This is a genomic window from Pseudomonas sp. H1_D05, from assembly GCF_054682705.1.
In genome coordinates this window covers 1,485,307-1,500,759 of the sequence record NZ_CP162825.1, presented here as the reverse complement: position 1 = coordinate 1,500,759, position 15,453 = coordinate 1,485,307, and the positions used below count along the sequence as shown (strand labels likewise).

Below are 15,453 nucleotides of genomic sequence, written 5' to 3'. Positions count from 1 at the left end.
AACACTCATTCCTGCGACGTGAAGCGTTCTCAGGATGACCATGAATTGTTCGAGAGTTCTGTCGATGACCAATCCTGCCCTGATTGATGAACTGAAGACCCTGGTCGAGCCTGGCAAGGTCCTGACCGACGCCGACTCCCTGAATGCGTACGGCAAGGATTGGACCAAGCACTTCGCCCCGGCGCCAAGCGCCATCGTGTTTCCCAAGACCATCGAGCAAGTGCAGGCCGTGGTGCGTTGGGCCAACACCCACAAGATTGCGCTGGTGCCGTCGGGCGGGCGCACCGGGCTTTCCGCCGCTGCGGTGGCGGCCAACGGCGAAGTGGTCGTCTCCTTCGATTACATGAATCAGATTCTCGACGTTAACCTCACCGACCGCACCGCCGTTTGTCAGCCGGGCGTGGTCACCGAGCATTTGCAGAACGTTGCCGAAGAAAAAGGCTTGTACTACCCGGTCGACTTCGCCTCGGCAGGTTCCAGTCAGATTGGCGGCAATATCGGCACCAATGCCGGCGGAATCAAGGTGATTCGCTACGGCATGACCCGCAACTGGGTGGCCGGCATGAAAGTCGTCACCGGCAAGGGTGATGTGCTGGAACTGAACAAAGACCTGATCAAGAACGCCACCGGTTACGACCTGCGTCAGCTGTTCATTGGCGCTGAAGGCACGCTCGGTTTCGTCGTCGAAGCGACCATGCGCCTCGATCGTGCGCCGAAAAACCTCACCGCGATGGTTCTCGGCACCGCCGATTTCGACTCGATCATGCCGGTGCTGCACGCCTTCCAGGGCAAGCTCGACCTGACCGCGTTCGAATTCTTCTCCGATAAGGCTCTGGCCAAGGTCATGGGCCGTGGCGACGTACCGGCGCCATTCGAAACCGACTGCCCGTTCTATGCGTTGCTGGAGTTTGAAGCGACTACTGAAGAAGTGGCCAACAGCGCACTGGAAACCTTCGAGCACTGCGTCGAACAGGGCTGGGTGCTCGACGGCGTGATGAGCCAGAGTGAAACCCAGCTGCAGAACCTGTGGAAGCTGCGCGAGTACATCTCCGAAACCATCTCGCACTGGACGCCGTACAAGAACGACATCTCGGTCACCGTGTCGAAAGTGCCAGCGTTCCTGAAGGAAATCGACGCGATCGTCGGCGAACACTATCCGGACTTCGAAATCGTCTGGTTCGGCCACATCGGCGACGGCAACCTGCACTTGAACATTCTCAAGCCGGATAACCTGAGCAAGGACGAGTTCTTCGCCAAATGCGCGACCGTCAACAAGTGGGTGTTTGAAACCGTCGAGAAGTACAACGGTTCGATCTCCGCCGAGCACGGCGTGGGCATGACCAAACGCGATTACTTGACCTACAGCCGCTCGCCGGTCGAGATCGAGTACATGAAAGCGGTGAAAGCGGTGTTCGACCCGAACGGCATCATGAACCCGGGCAAGATTTTTGCGGTTTGATCGACAATCTTTGATGAATCAATGAAGGCAGGAGTCGGTAAATGAGCTATCAGCACCAGTACGTCGACGGCACGCGCATCCACTTCCCGATCGGGAAAGTCGTGTGCATTGGCCGCAATTACGCCGAACACGCCAAGGAACTGGACAATCCGGTGCCTACCGAGCCGTTGCTGTTCATCAAACCGGGCAGTTGCGTGGTGCCGCTGGAAGGCGGTTTCAGCATTCCGACCGAGCGCGGTTCAGTGCACTACGAAGCGGAAATCGCCGTGTTGATCGGCAAGCCTTTGTCGACCAAGCCGAGCCGTGAAGAAGTGCTCGACGCCATCTCTGGTTTTGCCCCGGCACTGGATCTGACCCTGCGCGACAAGCAGGCCGAGCTGAAAGCCAAGGGCCTGCCGTGGGAAATCGCCAAGTCGTTTGACGGCGCAGCGGTGATCGCCCCGTTCGTGGTTGGCAGCACCTTCGCTGACCTGACCGACATCGGCATTCGCCTGACCATCAACGGCGAAGTGCGCCAGGACGGCAACAGCAGCGCGATGCTCAACCCGATCGTGCCGATGATCCAGCACATGGCCGGCTGCTTCTCGCTGCAGGCCGGTGACGTGATCCTCACCGGCACGCCAGTGGGCGTTGGCCCGCTGAACGTTGGCGATGACATCGTTCTCGAACTGGTTGGCGCGAGCAGCTTCAACAGCAGCGTGCGCTAACCGCCACACTGCAAATCCCCTGTGGGAGCGAGCTTGCTCGCGAAAGCATTTTGTCAGTCAACAAAGATGTCGACTGACACTCTGCCTTCGCGAGCAAGCTCGCTCCCACATTGTTTTGTGCTGCCCTGAAGATCGCTGGCAACACACGGCAATCCCGCCATTTGCCGTTTTTTTCACATCCTGTACGGATAATTCCTCTCATTCTGGCGTCTGAGCCGGCCTCTTTGTGCTATTACCCATAGCCTGAATTTTCGGAACGCGTCCCTCGATGTCATCTCAAACTCAGCTCAAACCCACCCGCCGTTCACGTTTCGCCCTGCGCTGGTATGTCTGGCTGTTGCTGGTGCTTGCCGCCGCTTATGCCGTGGCGTTTGCCATGCATTGGGATGATCGCGGTGTGCTTTGGCTGCAGGAGCGCTTTGAAAGCCAGGCCGAGCAGAAGGAAAGCATCTGGCTGCCGGACTATCGGGTGGTCATCGATGCCAAACCGCTGAAGGGTATGGAGAAGGACGAGGCTTCGGATCTGGCTTACAACCCGCAGACCAAAACGCTGTTCTCGGTGATGGGCAAGAACCCGTTTCTCGCTGAACTGACGTTACAGGGCGATGTACTGCGCAAAATGCCGCTGGTGGGCTGGAGCAATCCGGAAGGCCTGACGATGATGGAAAACGGCTTGATGGCCATCGTCGACGAGCGTCAGCACATGCTGTCGATCGTCAAAGTCGATGCCGATACTCGCGAGCTGAATATCGCCGACTTCCCGAAATACGACCTCGGCCCGTCGAAAGACCAGAACAAAGCCTTCGAAGCCATTACCTGGGATTCCCACAACCAGCAATTGCTGCTCGGTGAGGAGCGGCCACCGGCGCTGTTCACCTGGAAGAGCGACGGCAGCCAGACCCTCAAGGGCGACAAGCAGAAACTTGCCAGTGATGAACTGGATATTCGCAACCTCTCGGCCTTGGCGATTGACCCGCGCACTCAGCACACACTGGTGCTGTCCGCCGACTCGCATCTGCTGCTGGAACTGGACGAGAAGGGCGAACAGGTCAGCTTCATGACCCTGCTTGGCGGCTTCAATGGCCTGAAAAACACCATTCCCCGCGCCGAAGGCGTGACCATGGACGAGGTAGGTACGCTGTACATGGTCAGCGAGCCCAACCTGTTCTATCGCTTCGAAAAACAGAAATAGCAGCCTTCGGCAGCTCCTACAGGGGTTGGCTTGTGGTTTGAGGCAAGTGGCCATTAAGCTTCAGTTCAGACGGGCGTGATATTTCATCCGCCTGTTTTGATCCCGAGCCATCCACATGCGTCGACTTGCCCGCCCCAAGCCTCTGATTATCTTCCTGTCGGTGATTGCCCTGATCGCGTTGATTGCGATCGGTCAATACATGCGCCTGTTCGAGCGCGCCTGGTTTAACTTGCACACCCTGTGGCAACCGCAGAGTAGCGAGTCGATTGGGCTGGATCAGTATCGCGTGGAGATTGAGGCGCGGGTGATTGACGGGCTGGACGACGATGTTTCGGCGCTGACCTTCGATCCGGTGCGCAAAAGCCTGTTCACCGTGACCAACAAGAATTCCGAGCTGGTCGAACTGTCGCTTGAAGGCAAGATCCTGCGGCGCATTGCCCTGATTGGTTTTGGCGATCCCGAAGCCGTCGAGTACATCAGCGCCGACACCTACGTGATCACTGATGAGCGTCAGCAGCGACTGATCAAGATTCACTTGGAGGCAGGCACCACATTCCTCGACGCGGCGGACGCCGAGCAGATGACCCTCGGCGTGCATATGGCCAGCAACAAAGGTTTTGAAGGACTGGCGTATGACTCGGTGGGCAAGCGTCTGTTTGTCGCGAAAGAGCGTAATCCGATGCTCATCTACGAAGTGCACGGTTTTCCGCACTTCAATCCGGAAAAGTCCTACGCGGTGCATGTGATCAACGACCCCAAGCGTGACGCTGGGATGTTTGTGCGCGATCTGTCGAGTTTGCAATACGACGAGCGCAGCGGGCATTTGCTGGCGCTGTCGGATGAGTCGCGGTTGATTCTGGAGCTGGATGTCGGCGGACGGCCGTTGAGCACCATGTCCATCAGTGGCGGCCGGCAGGGTTTGAAGAAAACCGTGCCGCAGGCGGAAGGCATTGCGATGGATGATGACGGGACGTTGTATCTGGTGAGCGAGCCGAACCTGTTTTACGTCTTCAAAAAACCAACCCCGAACTAACCAACACCACAAAACACTGTGGGAGCGAGCCTGCTCGCGAAGGCGTCGTGTCAGCCAATGAAAATGTTGGCTGAACTGGCGCATTCGCGAGCAAGCTCGCTCCCACAGGTTTATTCGTCTGCCCATTAATTTCGGGCAGTCTGGGCTTACTCAGCCTTCAGGGTTTTCACACCTTCACTGGTGCCCAGCAACAGCAAGTCCGCCGGACGCGCCGCGAACAAACCGTTGGTGACCACGCCGACGATCGCATTGATCTGCGCTTCCAGCTCCACCGGGTTGGTGATCTGCAGGTTGAACACATCCAGAATGATGTTGCCGTTATCGGTCAAAACGCCTTCGCGGTACACCGGGTCGCCGCCCAGTTTCACCAGTTGGCGGGCGACGTGGCTGCGGGCCATCGGGATCACTTCGACCGGCAGCGGGAACTCGCCCAGCACCGGCACCAGTTTGCTGGCGTCGGCGATGCAGATGAAGGTCTTGGCCACGGCGGCAACGATCTTCTCGCGGGTCAGCGCTGCGCCGCCGCCCTTGATCAGGTTCAGGTGCGCGTCGCTTTCATCGGCGCCGTCGACGTAGAACTCCAGGTCGCTGACGGTGTTCAGCTCATACACCGGAATCCCGTGGCCCTTGAGGCGCGCGGCGGTAGCTTCGGAACTGGCCACCGCGCCATCGAAGGCGCCCTTGTGCTGGGCCAGGGCGTCGATGAAGCAGTTGGCGGTGGAGCCGGTGCCGACCCCGACGATGCTCTTGTCGTCGAGTTTCGGAAGGATGAAGTCGACGGCGGCCTGAGCCACTGCCTGTTTGAGTTGATCCTGGGTCATGCGGGCTCCGGAAGCGGGCAAGGTGAGAACGGAAAGGCCGGCATTATAGCCGCAAGCGAGGCTAAAACCTCTGGATTCGTGTGGTCGTCCGGGCAAAAGCCGGGTTAGACTCCTTGGCCCTGCCCAACCCGCTCAGTGATGCTTTCCGATGCTCGAACAGTACGTCAAAAAGATCCTCACCTCGCGCGTTTATGACGTTGCCGTAGAAACCCCGTTGCAGAACGCTCGCCAGCTCTCCGAGCGGCTGGGCAATGACATCTGGCTCAAGCGTGAAGACTTGCAGCCGGTGTTCTCGTTCAAGATTCGCGGCGCCTACAACAAACTCACCCAGCTTACTGACGAAGAGCGTGCCCGTGGCGTGGTCACTGCGTCGGCGGGCAACCATGCGCAAGGTCTGGCCCTGGCGGCGAAAGTGCTTGGCGTCAAAGCCACCATCGTCATGCCCAAGACCACCCCCGAGATCAAAGTCGAAGGCGTGCGCTCGCGTGGCGGCAAAGTAGTGCTGCACGGTGACTCGTTCCCGGAAGCTCTGGCGTACTCGCTGAAACTGGTCGATGAAAAAGGCTACGTCTACATTCACCCGTACGATGATCCGCACACCATTGCCGGGCAGGGCACTGTGGCGATGGAAATTCTGCGCCAGCACCCGCAGCCACTGGACGCGATTTTCGTTCCGGTCGGCGGCGGCGGCCTGATCGCCGGCATCGCTGCCTACGTGAAATACCTGCGTCCGGACATCAAAGTCATCGGCGTCGAGCCGGACGACTCCAACTGCCTGCAAGCGGCAATGGCCGCCGGTGAGCGCGTGGTGTTGCCGACCGTGGGCATCTTCGCCGACGGCGTGGCGGTGGCGCAGATTGGCCAGCACACCTTCGACATCTGCAAGGACTACGTCGATGAAGTGATCACCGTCAGCACTGACGAGATCTGTGCGGCTATCAAGGATATCTACGACGATACCCGCTCGATCACCGAACCTGCCGGCGCATTGGGCGTGGCCGGGATCAAGAAGTACGTCGAGTTGCGCGGCGTCAGCGGCCAGACCTTTGTGGCCATCGACTCCGGCGCCAACGTCAACTTCGATCGCCTGCGCCACGTCGCCGAACGCGCCGAGCTGGGTGAAGGCCGCGAAGCGATAATCGCTGTGACCATCCCCGAGAAGGCCGGCAGCTTCAAGGCGTTCTGCGAAGCGATCGGCAAGCGCCAGATCACCGAATTCAACTACCGCTACAACACCGGCAGCGAAGCGCACATTTTCGTTGGCGTGCAGACCCATCCGGAAAACGATCCGCGCAGTGCATTGCTGGCGAGCCTGACCGAGCAGGGTTTCCCGGTACTCGACCTGACCGACAACGAACTGGCCAAACTGCACATCCGCCACATGGTCGGCGGCCACGCGGCGCACGTGATTGATGAAGTGGTGTTCCGCTTCGAGTTCCCGGAGCGTCCGGGCGCGCTGTTCAATTTCCTCAACAAGCTCGGTGGGCGCTGGAACATCTCGATGTTCCACTACCGCAACCACGGCGCTGCCGATGGTCGCGTGGTCGCCGGTCTGCAAGTACCGCACGACGAACGTCATCTGGTGCCGGCGGCGCTTGAGGAAATCGGTTACCCGTACTGGGATGAAAGCGAAAACCCGGCCTATCAGCTGTTTCTTGGCTGAGCGGCTACGCTGATGGGCATGGCCCAAGGAAGAGAATTACATGGAAACCCTGACCACCCTGAAAGTCCTTCACGTCGCGGCGACCGTGGTCATACTCGCGAGCGGGCTGGGGCTTGCCGCCCTGACCTGGCGTAATCGCAGCGAAGGGCCGGCCAGCACGATGCAGCGTCCCTGGCTGTTTATCTGGTGTTTGATGCTGATCGGTATGCTGAGCATGCCTTTCACCGGCTGGTGGTTGGTGCACCTGATTGGCTGGCCATTGGGGCAGTTGTGGATTCTGGGGTCCAGCGTGATTTATGCCGTGGCCACGTTGAGTGCAGTGTGGCTGCTTGTTCGGCTGAATCGGCTGTGGACAACGGGGGTTGGCAACTGGAAATTCAATCTGGCCCTGGCGATTGTCAGCGGCGTCGGGTTTCTCGCCATTGCCGGGTTGATGGGGGCCAAGCCTGTTTAAGGCTTGAGACCGTGTCGACCCCATTCGCGAGCAGGCTCGCTCCCACAGGGGATTTGTGAACGACACAGATCCAATGTGGGAGCGAGCTTGCTCGCGAAGGCATAATCAGCCGCGCAGCGAAATCACCGGCCAGCCACGCTTCTCGGCTTCAGCACGCAGATTCGGATCCGGATCCACCGCGACCGGATTCGCCACCTGCTCCAGCAGCGGCAAGTCATTCATCGAATCGCTATAAAAATAGCTGTCATCCAGCGAATACCCGGTTTCCTCCAGCCAACGGTTCAGGCGCGTGACCTTGCCTTCGCGAAAGCAAGGAATGTCGGTGCTGCGCCCGCTGTAGCGGCCATCAACCATCTCGCATTCGGTGGCAATCAGGGTTTCAACGCCCAGACGCACAGCAATCGGCGCGGTGACGAAGCGGTTGGTCGCGGTGATGATCACCAGTTTGTCGCCGGCGTCCCGGTGTTTTTTCAGCAGTTCCAGCGCCTTCGGCAATACGATCGGCTCAATGCAGTCGCGCATGTAATCGTTGTGCCATTGCTCAAGCACGGCCATTTCGGTGCGGCCGAGGATCTCCAGGCAGAAGTTCAGGTACGCGGCGTTATCCAGTTTGCCTGCCAGGTAATCCTGATAAAACTCGTCGTTGCGCGCCTTGTACGCAATCGGGTCGAGGAAGCCGCGTTCACACAGATAGTCGCCCCAGGCGTGATCGCTGTCGCCGCCCAGAAGGGTGTTGTCCAAATCGAATAGAGCCAGGCGCATTGCAGTTACCCGCTGAAAAGTCAGTAAAAAGGCGACAAGAATACGGTCTTTTCACAAGAGTGCACATAAGGTAGGAAGCCTCGTTGCCGCCTTATCAACCTTTGTGGAACAATGCGGCGACATGCGTTTGCGAGGTTGTTGCCGTGATCGACCCCGATGGTTTCCGCCCCAATGTCGGGATCATTCTGACGAATGACGCCGGCCAGGTGCTATGGGCTCGCCGTATCAATCAAGATGCCTGGCAGTTTCCGCAAGGGGGAATCAACCCTGAAGAGACGCCGGAAGACGCCTTGTACCGCGAGCTGAACGAAGAAGTTGGCCTGGAACGTGAAGATGTTGAAATACTGGCCTGTACCCGGGGCTGGTTGCGCTATCGTTTGCCGCAACGTCTGGTGCGTACGCACAGCCAACCGCTGTGCATCGGCCAGAAACAGAAATGGTTTCTCCTGCGCCTGATCTCCAACGAGCAGCGGGTGCGGATGGATTTGACCGGTAAACCGGAGTTCGATGGCTGGCGCTGGGTCAGCTATTGGTATCCGTTGGGCCAGGTGGTGACATTCAAGCGCGAGGTGTATCGCCGCGCCCTCAAAGAGCTTGCCCCGCGCCTTTTAGCGCGCGACTGACGACGGAGTTCGACCCCGAGCCATGCTCAATACGCTGCGCAAGATCGTCCAGGAAGTTAACTCCGCCAAGGATCTCAAGGCGGCGTTGGGGATTATTGTGTTGCGCGTCAAAGAGGCCATGGGCAGCCAGGTCTGCTCGGTCTACCTGCTTGATCCCGAGACCAACCGCTTCGTCCTGATGGCCACCGAGGGCTTGAACAAGCGCTCGATCGGCAAGGTCAGCATGGCACCCAACGAAGGTCTGGTCGGTCTGGTCGGCACGCGTGAAGAACCCCTGAACCTCGAAAACGCTGCGGATCACCCGCGCTACCGCTACTTCGCCGAAACCGGTGAAGAGCGTTACGCCTCGTTCCTCGGTGCACCGATCATTCACCACCGCCGCGTCGTCGGCGTGTTGGTCATCCAGCAAAAAGAACGCCGCCAGTTCGACGAGGGTGAAGAAGCCTTCCTCGTGACCATGAGCGCCCAGCTTGCAGGCGTTATCGCCCATGCCGAGGCCACCGGTTCGATCCGTGGTCTGGGCCGTCAGGGCAAGGGTATTCAAGAAGCCAAGTTCGTCGGCGTGCCGGGCTCGCCGGGTGCGGCGGTCGGTACCGCGGTGGTCATGCTGCCGCCGGCCGATCTCGACGTGGTGCCCGACAAGACCATCACCGACATCGACGCTGAACTGGCGCTGTTCAAGACCGCCATCGAAGGCGTGCGCGCCGACATGCGCGCGTTGTCCGCCAAACTCGCGACCCAACTGCGCCCGGAAGAGCGCGCACTGTTCGACGTCTACCTGATGATGCTCGACGATGCCTCGCTGGGCAGCGAAATCACCACCGTGATCAAGACCGGCCAGTGGGCCCAGGGCGCGCTGCGTCAGGTGGTCACGGAACACGTCAACCGTTTCGAATTGATGGACGACGCCTACCTGCGTGAGCGTGCCTCGGACGTCAAAGACCTTGGTCGCCGTCTGCTCGCCTACTTGCAGGAAGAGCGCCAGCAGAACCTGGTCTACCCGGAAAAAACCATTCTGGTCAGCGAAGAACTGACGCCGGCGATGCTCGGCGAGGTTCCGGAAGGCACACTGGTCGGTCTGGTCTCGGTACTCGGCTCGGGTAACTCGCACGTCGCGATCCTCGCCCGAGCGATGGGCATTCCGACGGTGATGGGTCTGGTCGACCTGCCGTACGCCAAGGTCGACGGCATCGAAATGATCGTCGACGGCACTCGCGGTGAGGTTTACACCAACCCGAGCGAAGTGCTGCGCAAGCAGTTCGCCGAAGTCGTCGAAGAAGAGAAACAACTGGCGCTGGGCCTCGACACCCTGCGTGACCTGCCGTGCGTGACCCTCGATGGCCACCGCATGCCGCTGTGGGTCAACACCGGCCTGCTGGCCGATGTGGCGCGGGCGCAGAAGCGTGGCGCCGAAGGTGTCGGCCTGTACCGCACCGAAGTGCCGTTCATGATCAACCAGCGCTTCCCGAGCGAGAAGGAGCAACTGGCGATCTACCGCGAGCAGCTCGCCGCGTTCCACCCGCAACCGGTGACCATGCGCAGCCTCGACATCGGCGGTGACAAGTCGCTGTCGTACTTCCCGATCAAGGAAGACAACCCGTTCCTCGGCTGGCGCGGCATTCGCGTCACCCTCGACCACCCGGAAATCTTCCTGGTGCAGACCCGCGCGATGCTCAAGGCCAGCGAAGGCCTGAACAACCTGCGGATTCTGCTGCCGATGATCTCCGGCACCCACGAACTCGAAGAAGCCCTGCACCTGATCCACCGGGCCTGGGGCGAAGTGCGCGACGAAGGCACCGACGTGCCGATGCCGCCGATCGGCGTGATGATCGAGATCCCGGCAGCGGTGTACCAGACCAAGGAGCTGGCGCGGATGGTCGACTTCCTGTCCGTCGGTTCCAACGACTTGACCCAGTATTTGCTGGCGGTCGACCGTAACAACCCGCGTGTGGCCGATCTCTACGACTACCTGCATCCGGCGGTGCTGCAAGCCCTGCAGACCGTGGTGCGCGATGCCCATGCCGAAGGCAAACCGGTGAGTATCTGCGGCGAAATGGCCGGTGATCCGGCGGCGGCAGTGCTGTTGATGGCGATGGGCTTCGACAGCCTGTCGATGAACGCCACCAACTTGCCGAAAGTGAAGTGGATGCTGCGTCAGGTCAATCTGAGCAAGGCTCAGGAATTGCTGGCGGAGCTGATGACTATCGACAACCCGCAAGTTATCCACAGCTCGCTGCAATTGGCGCTGAAGAACCTTGGGTTGTCGAAGATGCATCCGCCGGCGGTGGTCAAGGCCCTCTGAATCAAAAGCCCCTCATCGGAACGCCGCCCGCCTAACCCTCTCCCAGAGGGAGAGGGGACTGATCCGGGGATGCTGCGGACTTACGCCGACCTGAAAGGGCTGTGCTGAATCCATAATCGAAGCGCCCCGACCTGATAGTGCTGTGCCGAATCCATAATCGACTCGGTCTTTCAGGTCGGTGTATGGCGCAAGACACCTCGATCGGCCCCCTCTCCCTCCGGGAGAGGGCTGGGGTGAGGGTCAGCTCTTAGACACAAACCTCAACTTCCCCAAGATGCCCGCCATACGGCCCAAAACTCCGCTCCACCATCCGCCGAGTCCCGTCCGCCTGAACGATCAACGCCGTACTCGCCCGCGTCCCATAACTCTGACTGGCAATAAACACACTCGACAACAAAGTCTCAGTCGCCAACCCCACCCCTGTATCCGGCAGCTCAGCCGACGGCGCAACCTGCGCATCACTCAACAACCCCAACAACCGCGCAGGCGTCGGATCATCCAGCACTGCACCTAACGCTGCCTTGGCCTTGAGCAACTTCGGCCACGGCGTATCCAGCCCGGCATTGGATAATCCGTAAACCCCCAATCCCAGCATTACTGGCTCCGACATCCGCGCATTGAAGTGCCACAGCTCATGACTATTACCGAGCAGCAGATTAAACCCGGCATATTCCGCCGCACGCCCGACCACTTCGCTCAAATAATCATCAATCGACGCATCGCCGGTCAGAAACCGCGCCACCAACTCACCCCGCGACTTACGCGCAGGCGCCTGCTGCGGATCGCGGATATTGGTCAGCGCGGCAAAGCGCCCGTTGGCGCCAATCCCCAGCCAACTCCCGCCGGCCTCAAGATCACGTCCGGCATGCACATGCGGCGCCTCTGGCCATGGCGCCAGTGGCAGGCTTGGCCGGGCGTAGAACTCGTCACGGTTGGCCGCGACGATCAGCGGCTGGGCATGGCCCGGGCGCCAGGCGAAAACAATCAGGCACATAAGGTGGTCCTTGTGTGTTTTTTGCTCACTCTACGCATCCGGCGTCCGTGCATCCATCGCCAGTGGAGCCAAAGGGTGTGCATCCGTTACCATGCCGCTCCGGTTTTGCGGATGCGGTCTGGGGAGACGGTCATGGAATTTCTGCTCTATCTGGCGCTGGGCGCCTGTGCGGGCGTGCTGGCCGGGCTGTTCGGGGTTGGCGGCGGGATCATCATCGTGCCGGTGCTGGTGTTCAGTTTCACCTTGCAGGGCTTCGATCAGTCGATCCTCACGCATCTGGCGGTCGGCACTTCGCTGGCGACGATCATCTTCACCTCGGTCAACGCCGTGCGTGAGCATCACCGTCGAGGCGCAGTGCGCTGGCCGATCTTCATGTCGATGGCCGTTGGCATCCTGCTCGGTGCAGGTTTCGGCGCGCTGACTGCGGAAGCGATTTCTGGCCCGCACCTGCAAAAGATCATCGGCGTTTTCGCCTTGATCATCTCGGTGCAACTGGCGCTGGACATCAAACCCAAGGCCAGCCGAACGGTGCCGGGTAAACTCGGTCTGACCGTGGCCGGCAGTGTGATCGGTTGGGCCTCGGCGATTTTTGGCGTGGGCGGCGGTTCGCTGACCGTGCCGTTCCTGACCTGGCGCAGCGTGCCGATGCAGCAAGCCGTGGCAACCTCATCGGCCTGCGGTCTGCCGATCGCCCTGGTCAGTGCATTAAGTTTCATGATTCTGGGGTGGCACGATCCGTTGTTGCCACCGCATAGTCTCGGTTTTGTTTATTTACCGGCGCTGCTGGGCATCGCCCTGACCAGCATGGTTTTCGCCCGCATCGGCGCGCGTTTGGCACATCGGTTGTCGCCGCGCTTGCTGAAACGGCTGTTCGCCGCTTTGCTGTTCAGCGTGGGTCTGAGCTTCTTGCTTTAACCACTTCGCAATCCTGGCTTAATCCTGTGGTGGCAGCGTCGCCCGGGAATTTTGGTTTCAACTCTAACGAGGAGTCGCAATGCTGCCTTACCCGCAGATCGACCCGGTGGCCCTGGCCATCGGTCCGCTGAAAATCCACTGGTACGGTCTCATGTACCTCGTCGGCATCGGCGGTGCGTGGCTGCTGGCGTCGCGCCGGCTCAACCGTTTCGACCCGACCTGGACCAAGGAGAAACTCTCCGACATGGTCTTCTGGATGTCGATGGGCGTGATCGTCGGCGGACGTCTGGGTTACGTGCTGTTCTACGATCTGAGTGCCTACCTGGCCAACCCGACGCTGATTTTCGAAGTGTGGAAGGGCGGCATGTCGTTCCACGGCGGGTTCATTGGCGTGATGCTCGCGGCCCTGTGGTTCGGCAAGCGTAACGGCAAGTCGTTCTTCCAGTTGATGGACTTCGTCGCACCAATGGTGCCGATCGGCCTGGGCGCCGGGCGTATCGGCAACTTCATCAACGCCGAGTTGTGGGGTAAGGCGACCGACGTGCCGTGGGCCATGGTCTTCCCGCCATTCAGCGATCCGGCGCAACTGCCGCGTCACCCGTCGCAGCTGTATCAGTTCGCGCTCGAGGGCGTGGCGCTGTTCCTGATCCTGTGGATTTTCTCGCGCAAGCCGCGTCCGACCATGGCCGTCTCGGGCATGTTCGCGCTGTTCTACGGCATCTTCCGGTTCATCGTCGAGTTCGTCCGCGTGCCGGATGCGCAACTGGGCTATCTGGCCTGGAACTGGCTGACCATGGGCCAAGTACTCTGCGTGCCGATGATCGTCGGCGGGCTGTTCCTGATCTGGCTGGCCTATCGTCGCGCACCGGCAGCACCGCTCGCGCCGACGGCTTAAACTACGAACCCCGGCGCGCGACGCCGGGGCTCAAAGGACACAGGTAACTCATGAAGCAATATCTCGAACTGGTCTCGCACGTCATTCAGAACGGCACCAAACAAGCCAACCGCACCGGTATCAACACCATCAGCTTCCCGGGTGCGATGCTGCGTTTCGATCTGCAGGAAGGTTTTCCGGCGATCACCACGCGCAAAATGGCCTTCAAATCGGCCATCGGCGAGATGTGCGGATTTTTGCGTGGCGTGAACAACGCCGCGGAATTCCGTGCGCTGGGCTGCAAGGTCTGGGACCAGAACGCCAACGAAAACGCGCAGTGGCTGGCCAACCCGTTCCGTCAGGGCGACGACGACCTCGGCGAAATCTACGGCGTGCAATGGCGCAAATGGCCGGCGTACAAGCAGATCCCGCTGAGCAACACCGCCGCCATCGAACAAACCCTGGCCAACGGCTACAAGCAGATCGCTCAAGGCGAAGAAGACGGCCAGGCCTACGTGGTGTTGTACAAAGCCATCGATCAGGTGCGTCAGTGCGTCGACACGATCATCAACGATCCGGGCAGCCGCCGCATCCTGTTCCACGGCTGGAACGTCGCTCAGCTCGATGAAATGGCCCTGCCGCCGTGCCATCTGCTGTACCAGTTCCACCCGAATGTCGAGACCAAGGAAATTTCCCTGACCCTCTACATCCGCTCCAACGACCTGGGTCTGGGCACGCCGTTCAACCTCACCGAAGGCGCCGCGCTGCTGAGCCTGATCGGTCGCCTGACCGGCTACACGCCGCGCTGGTTCACCTATTTCATCGGTGATGCGCACGTCTACGAGAACCACCTGGACATGCTCAACGAACAGCTCAAGCGCGAGCCGTTCGCCATGCCGAAGCTGAAAATTTCGGATCGTGTGCCGGAGTTTGCCAAGACCGGTGTTTATCAGCCAGAGTGGCTGGAGCTGGTCGAGCCGAGCGATTTCTCGCTGGAAGGCTACGAACACCACGCGCCAATGACCGCGCCGATGGCGGTTTAAGCCGTTGCATAAAACCCCTGTGGGAGCGAGCCTGCTCGCGAAGAGGGCGTGTCAGTCGTAGAGATGTCGACTGATACACCGCTTTCGCGAGCAGGCTCGCTCCCACATTTGGTTTTGCGTGAGTCTTAATGGCCGTGGCTGCGGCCTACGTGGGAATGCTCAACCTCCGTCGCGACTACCCCGCCACTCACTTCCAGGCGCTGCAAAATTCCGCACTGATCGGCCATCGGCCCTTCGCCACAACGTTGGCGCAGGTCGAGCAGTTGTGTCTGCAACGCCAACAAGCCATCAATCCGCGCCTTCACATGTTGGATGTGCTCGTCGATCAGCGTATTCACGCTTTCACACTGATCCTGCGGGCTATCACGCATGGCCAGCAGGCTGCGGATTTCTTCGAGGGTCATGTCGAGGGTGCGGCAGTTGCGGATGAAGGTCAGGCGTTCGGCGTGCGCCTGGGTGTAAACGCGGTAGTTGCCGTCGCTGCGAGCCGGTTCCGGCAGCAGGTTTTCGCGCTCGTAGTAGCGGATGGTTTCCACGGCGCAGTCGGTGAGTTTGGCCAGTTCTCCAATCTTCATGACGACAATCTCCAAAAGGGTGCTTGACCCTATAGT

15 protein-coding genes are annotated in these 15,453 nt (G+C 60.1%); 11 read left to right on the top strand and 4 right to left on the bottom strand.

Features of this window, described 5'->3' with window-relative positions:
* Positions 1-64: 64 nt before the first annotated feature.
* The 4 genes from AB4O11_RS06875 (at position 65) to AB4O11_RS06860 (ending at position 4,391) form a co-directional block, all read left to right on the top strand.
* On the top strand, positions 65-1,459 hold the full coding sequence (locus AB4O11_RS06875) for an FAD-binding oxidoreductase (RefSeq protein WP_026000500.1): 1,395 nt from the start codon (positions 65-67) through the stop codon (positions 1,457-1,459).
* 41 nt (positions 1,460-1,500) lie between these two features.
* Positions 1,501-2,166 carry a fumarylacetoacetate hydrolase family protein gene (locus tag AB4O11_RS06870; protein ID WP_093429791.1) on the top strand — a complete coding sequence of 222 codons (666 nt, stop codon included), beginning with the start codon at positions 1,501-1,503 and terminating at the stop codon, positions 2,164-2,166.
* A 268-nt stretch (positions 2,167-2,434) separates the two neighbouring features.
* Positions 2,435-3,358, top strand: coding sequence for an SdiA-regulated domain-containing protein (locus AB4O11_RS06865; RefSeq protein ID WP_460130373.1), 924 nt, complete (start codon positions 2,435-2,437; stop codon positions 3,356-3,358).
* A gap of 115 nt (positions 3,359-3,473) precedes the next feature.
* A complete protein-coding gene (locus AB4O11_RS06860; protein WP_257356565.1) occupies positions 3,474-4,391 on the top strand; it encodes an SdiA-regulated domain-containing protein in 918 nt (305 codons plus the stop codon).
* Positions 4,392-4,537: 146 nt separating this feature from the next.
* Here the strand turns inward: AB4O11_RS06860 and rpiA are convergent, their stop codons facing one another.
* Positions 4,538-5,212 carry a ribose-5-phosphate isomerase RpiA gene (gene rpiA / locus AB4O11_RS06855; protein ID WP_007913886.1) on the bottom strand — a complete coding sequence of 225 codons (675 nt, stop codon included), beginning with the start codon at positions 5,210-5,212 and terminating at the stop codon, positions 4,538-4,540.
* A 148-nt stretch (positions 5,213-5,360) separates the two neighbouring features.
* Here rpiA and ilvA point away from each other — a divergent pair, with 148 nt between their 5' ends.
* Both ilvA and AB4O11_RS06845 read left to right on the top strand, forming a co-directional pair.
* Positions 5,361-6,875, top strand: a complete 1,515-nt coding sequence (gene ilvA / locus AB4O11_RS06850; RefSeq protein ID WP_041072159.1) for a threonine ammonia-lyase, biosynthetic — start codon at positions 5,361-5,363, stop codon at positions 6,873-6,875.
* 40 nt (positions 6,876-6,915) lie between these two features.
* The gene (locus AB4O11_RS06845; protein WP_093429794.1) at positions 6,916-7,329 is read left to right on the top strand and encodes a DUF2269 family protein; all 414 of its coding nucleotides are present in this window, start codon (positions 6,916-6,918) and stop codon (positions 7,327-7,329) included.
* Between the two features lie 105 nt (positions 7,330-7,434).
* On the opposite strand, the gene AB4O11_RS06840 is transcribed toward AB4O11_RS06845, so the two are convergent.
* Positions 7,435-8,091 carry a histidinol-phosphatase gene (locus AB4O11_RS06840; protein WP_257356563.1) on the bottom strand — a complete coding sequence of 219 codons (657 nt, stop codon included), beginning with the start codon at positions 8,089-8,091 and terminating at the stop codon, positions 7,435-7,437.
* Positions 8,092-8,234: 143 nt separating this feature from the next.
* Here AB4O11_RS06840 and AB4O11_RS06835 point away from each other — a divergent pair, with 143 nt between their 5' ends.
* Together AB4O11_RS06835 and ptsP are read left to right on the top strand one after the other, a co-directional pair.
* Complete coding sequence (locus AB4O11_RS06835; RefSeq protein ID WP_003229203.1) at positions 8,235-8,714, top strand: RNA pyrophosphohydrolase; 480 nt, start codon at positions 8,235-8,237, stop codon at positions 8,712-8,714.
* 22 nt (positions 8,715-8,736) lie between these two features.
* Positions 8,737-11,016: a phosphoenolpyruvate--protein phosphotransferase gene (gene ptsP, locus AB4O11_RS06830; RefSeq protein ID WP_093429796.1), complete on the top strand. Its 2,280-nt coding sequence runs from the start codon at positions 8,737-8,739 to the stop codon at positions 11,014-11,016.
* 247 nt (positions 11,017-11,263) lie between these two features.
* Here ptsP and AB4O11_RS06825 read toward each other — a convergent pair whose 3' ends face one another.
* Positions 11,264-12,010 (bottom strand): NRDE family protein, encoded by a 747-nt coding sequence (locus AB4O11_RS06825; RefSeq protein WP_186620069.1) that lies wholly within the window; start codon positions 12,008-12,010, stop codon positions 11,264-11,266.
* Positions 12,011-12,142: 132 nt separating this feature from the next.
* On the opposite strand from AB4O11_RS06825, the gene AB4O11_RS06820 reads away from it, so the two are divergent.
* From AB4O11_RS06820 to AB4O11_RS06810, 3 genes are all read left to right on the top strand, one after another.
* The gene (locus AB4O11_RS06820; protein ID WP_460089187.1) at positions 12,143-12,925 is read left to right on the top strand and encodes a sulfite exporter TauE/SafE family protein; all 783 of its coding nucleotides are present in this window, start codon (positions 12,143-12,145) and stop codon (positions 12,923-12,925) included.
* Between the two features lie 79 nt (positions 12,926-13,004).
* Positions 13,005-13,820: a prolipoprotein diacylglyceryl transferase gene (gene lgt, locus AB4O11_RS06815; RefSeq protein ID WP_016983202.1), complete on the top strand. Its 816-nt coding sequence runs from the start codon at positions 13,005-13,007 to the stop codon at positions 13,818-13,820.
* Between the two features lie 50 nt (positions 13,821-13,870).
* Positions 13,871-14,842: a thymidylate synthase gene (locus AB4O11_RS06810; protein WP_007913001.1), complete on the top strand. Its 972-nt coding sequence runs from the start codon at positions 13,871-13,873 to the stop codon at positions 14,840-14,842.
* Between the two features lie 125 nt (positions 14,843-14,967).
* Here the strand turns inward: AB4O11_RS06810 and cadR are convergent, their stop codons facing one another.
* Positions 14,968-15,417 (bottom strand): Cd(II)/Pb(II)-responsive transcriptional regulator, encoded by a 450-nt coding sequence (gene cadR / locus AB4O11_RS06805; RefSeq protein ID WP_016983204.1) that lies wholly within the window; start codon positions 15,415-15,417, stop codon positions 14,968-14,970.
* Between the last annotated feature and the right edge of the window lie 36 nt (positions 15,418-15,453).

Coding starts and splice junctions, on each gene's coding strand:
- AB4O11_RS06875 (WP_026000500.1), top strand. CDS start 65: ATGACCAATCCTGCCCTGATTGATGAACTGAAGACCCTGGTCGAGCCT.
- AB4O11_RS06870 (WP_093429791.1), top strand. CDS start 1,501: ATGAGCTATCAGCACCAGTACGTCGACGGCACGCGCATCCACTTCCCG.
- AB4O11_RS06865 (WP_460130373.1), top strand. CDS start 2,435: ATGTCATCTCAAACTCAGCTCAAACCCACCCGCCGTTCACGTTTCGCC.
- AB4O11_RS06860 (WP_257356565.1), top strand. CDS start 3,474: ATGCGTCGACTTGCCCGCCCCAAGCCTCTGATTATCTTCCTGTCGGTG.
- rpiA (WP_007913886.1), bottom strand. CDS start 5,212: ATGACCCAGGATCAACTCAAACAGGCAGTGGCTCAGGCCGCCGTCGAC.
- ilvA (WP_041072159.1), top strand. CDS start 5,361: ATGCTCGAACAGTACGTCAAAAAGATCCTCACCTCGCGCGTTTATGAC.
- AB4O11_RS06845 (WP_093429794.1), top strand. CDS start 6,916: ATGGAAACCCTGACCACCCTGAAAGTCCTTCACGTCGCGGCGACCGTG.
- AB4O11_RS06840 (WP_257356563.1), bottom strand. CDS start 8,091: ATGCGCCTGGCTCTATTCGATTTGGACAACACCCTTCTGGGCGGCGAC.
- ptsP (WP_093429796.1), top strand. CDS start 8,737: ATGCTCAATACGCTGCGCAAGATCGTCCAGGAAGTTAACTCCGCCAAG.
- AB4O11_RS06825 (WP_186620069.1), bottom strand. CDS start 12,010: ATGTGCCTGATTGTTTTCGCCTGGCGCCCGGGCCATGCCCAGCCGCTG.
- AB4O11_RS06820 (WP_460089187.1), top strand. CDS start 12,143: ATGGAATTTCTGCTCTATCTGGCGCTGGGCGCCTGTGCGGGCGTGCTG.
- lgt (WP_016983202.1), top strand. CDS start 13,005: ATGCTGCCTTACCCGCAGATCGACCCGGTGGCCCTGGCCATCGGTCCG.
- AB4O11_RS06810 (WP_007913001.1), top strand. CDS start 13,871: ATGAAGCAATATCTCGAACTGGTCTCGCACGTCATTCAGAACGGCACC.
- cadR (WP_016983204.1), bottom strand. CDS start 15,417: ATGAAGATTGGAGAACTGGCCAAACTCACCGACTGCGCCGTGGAAACC.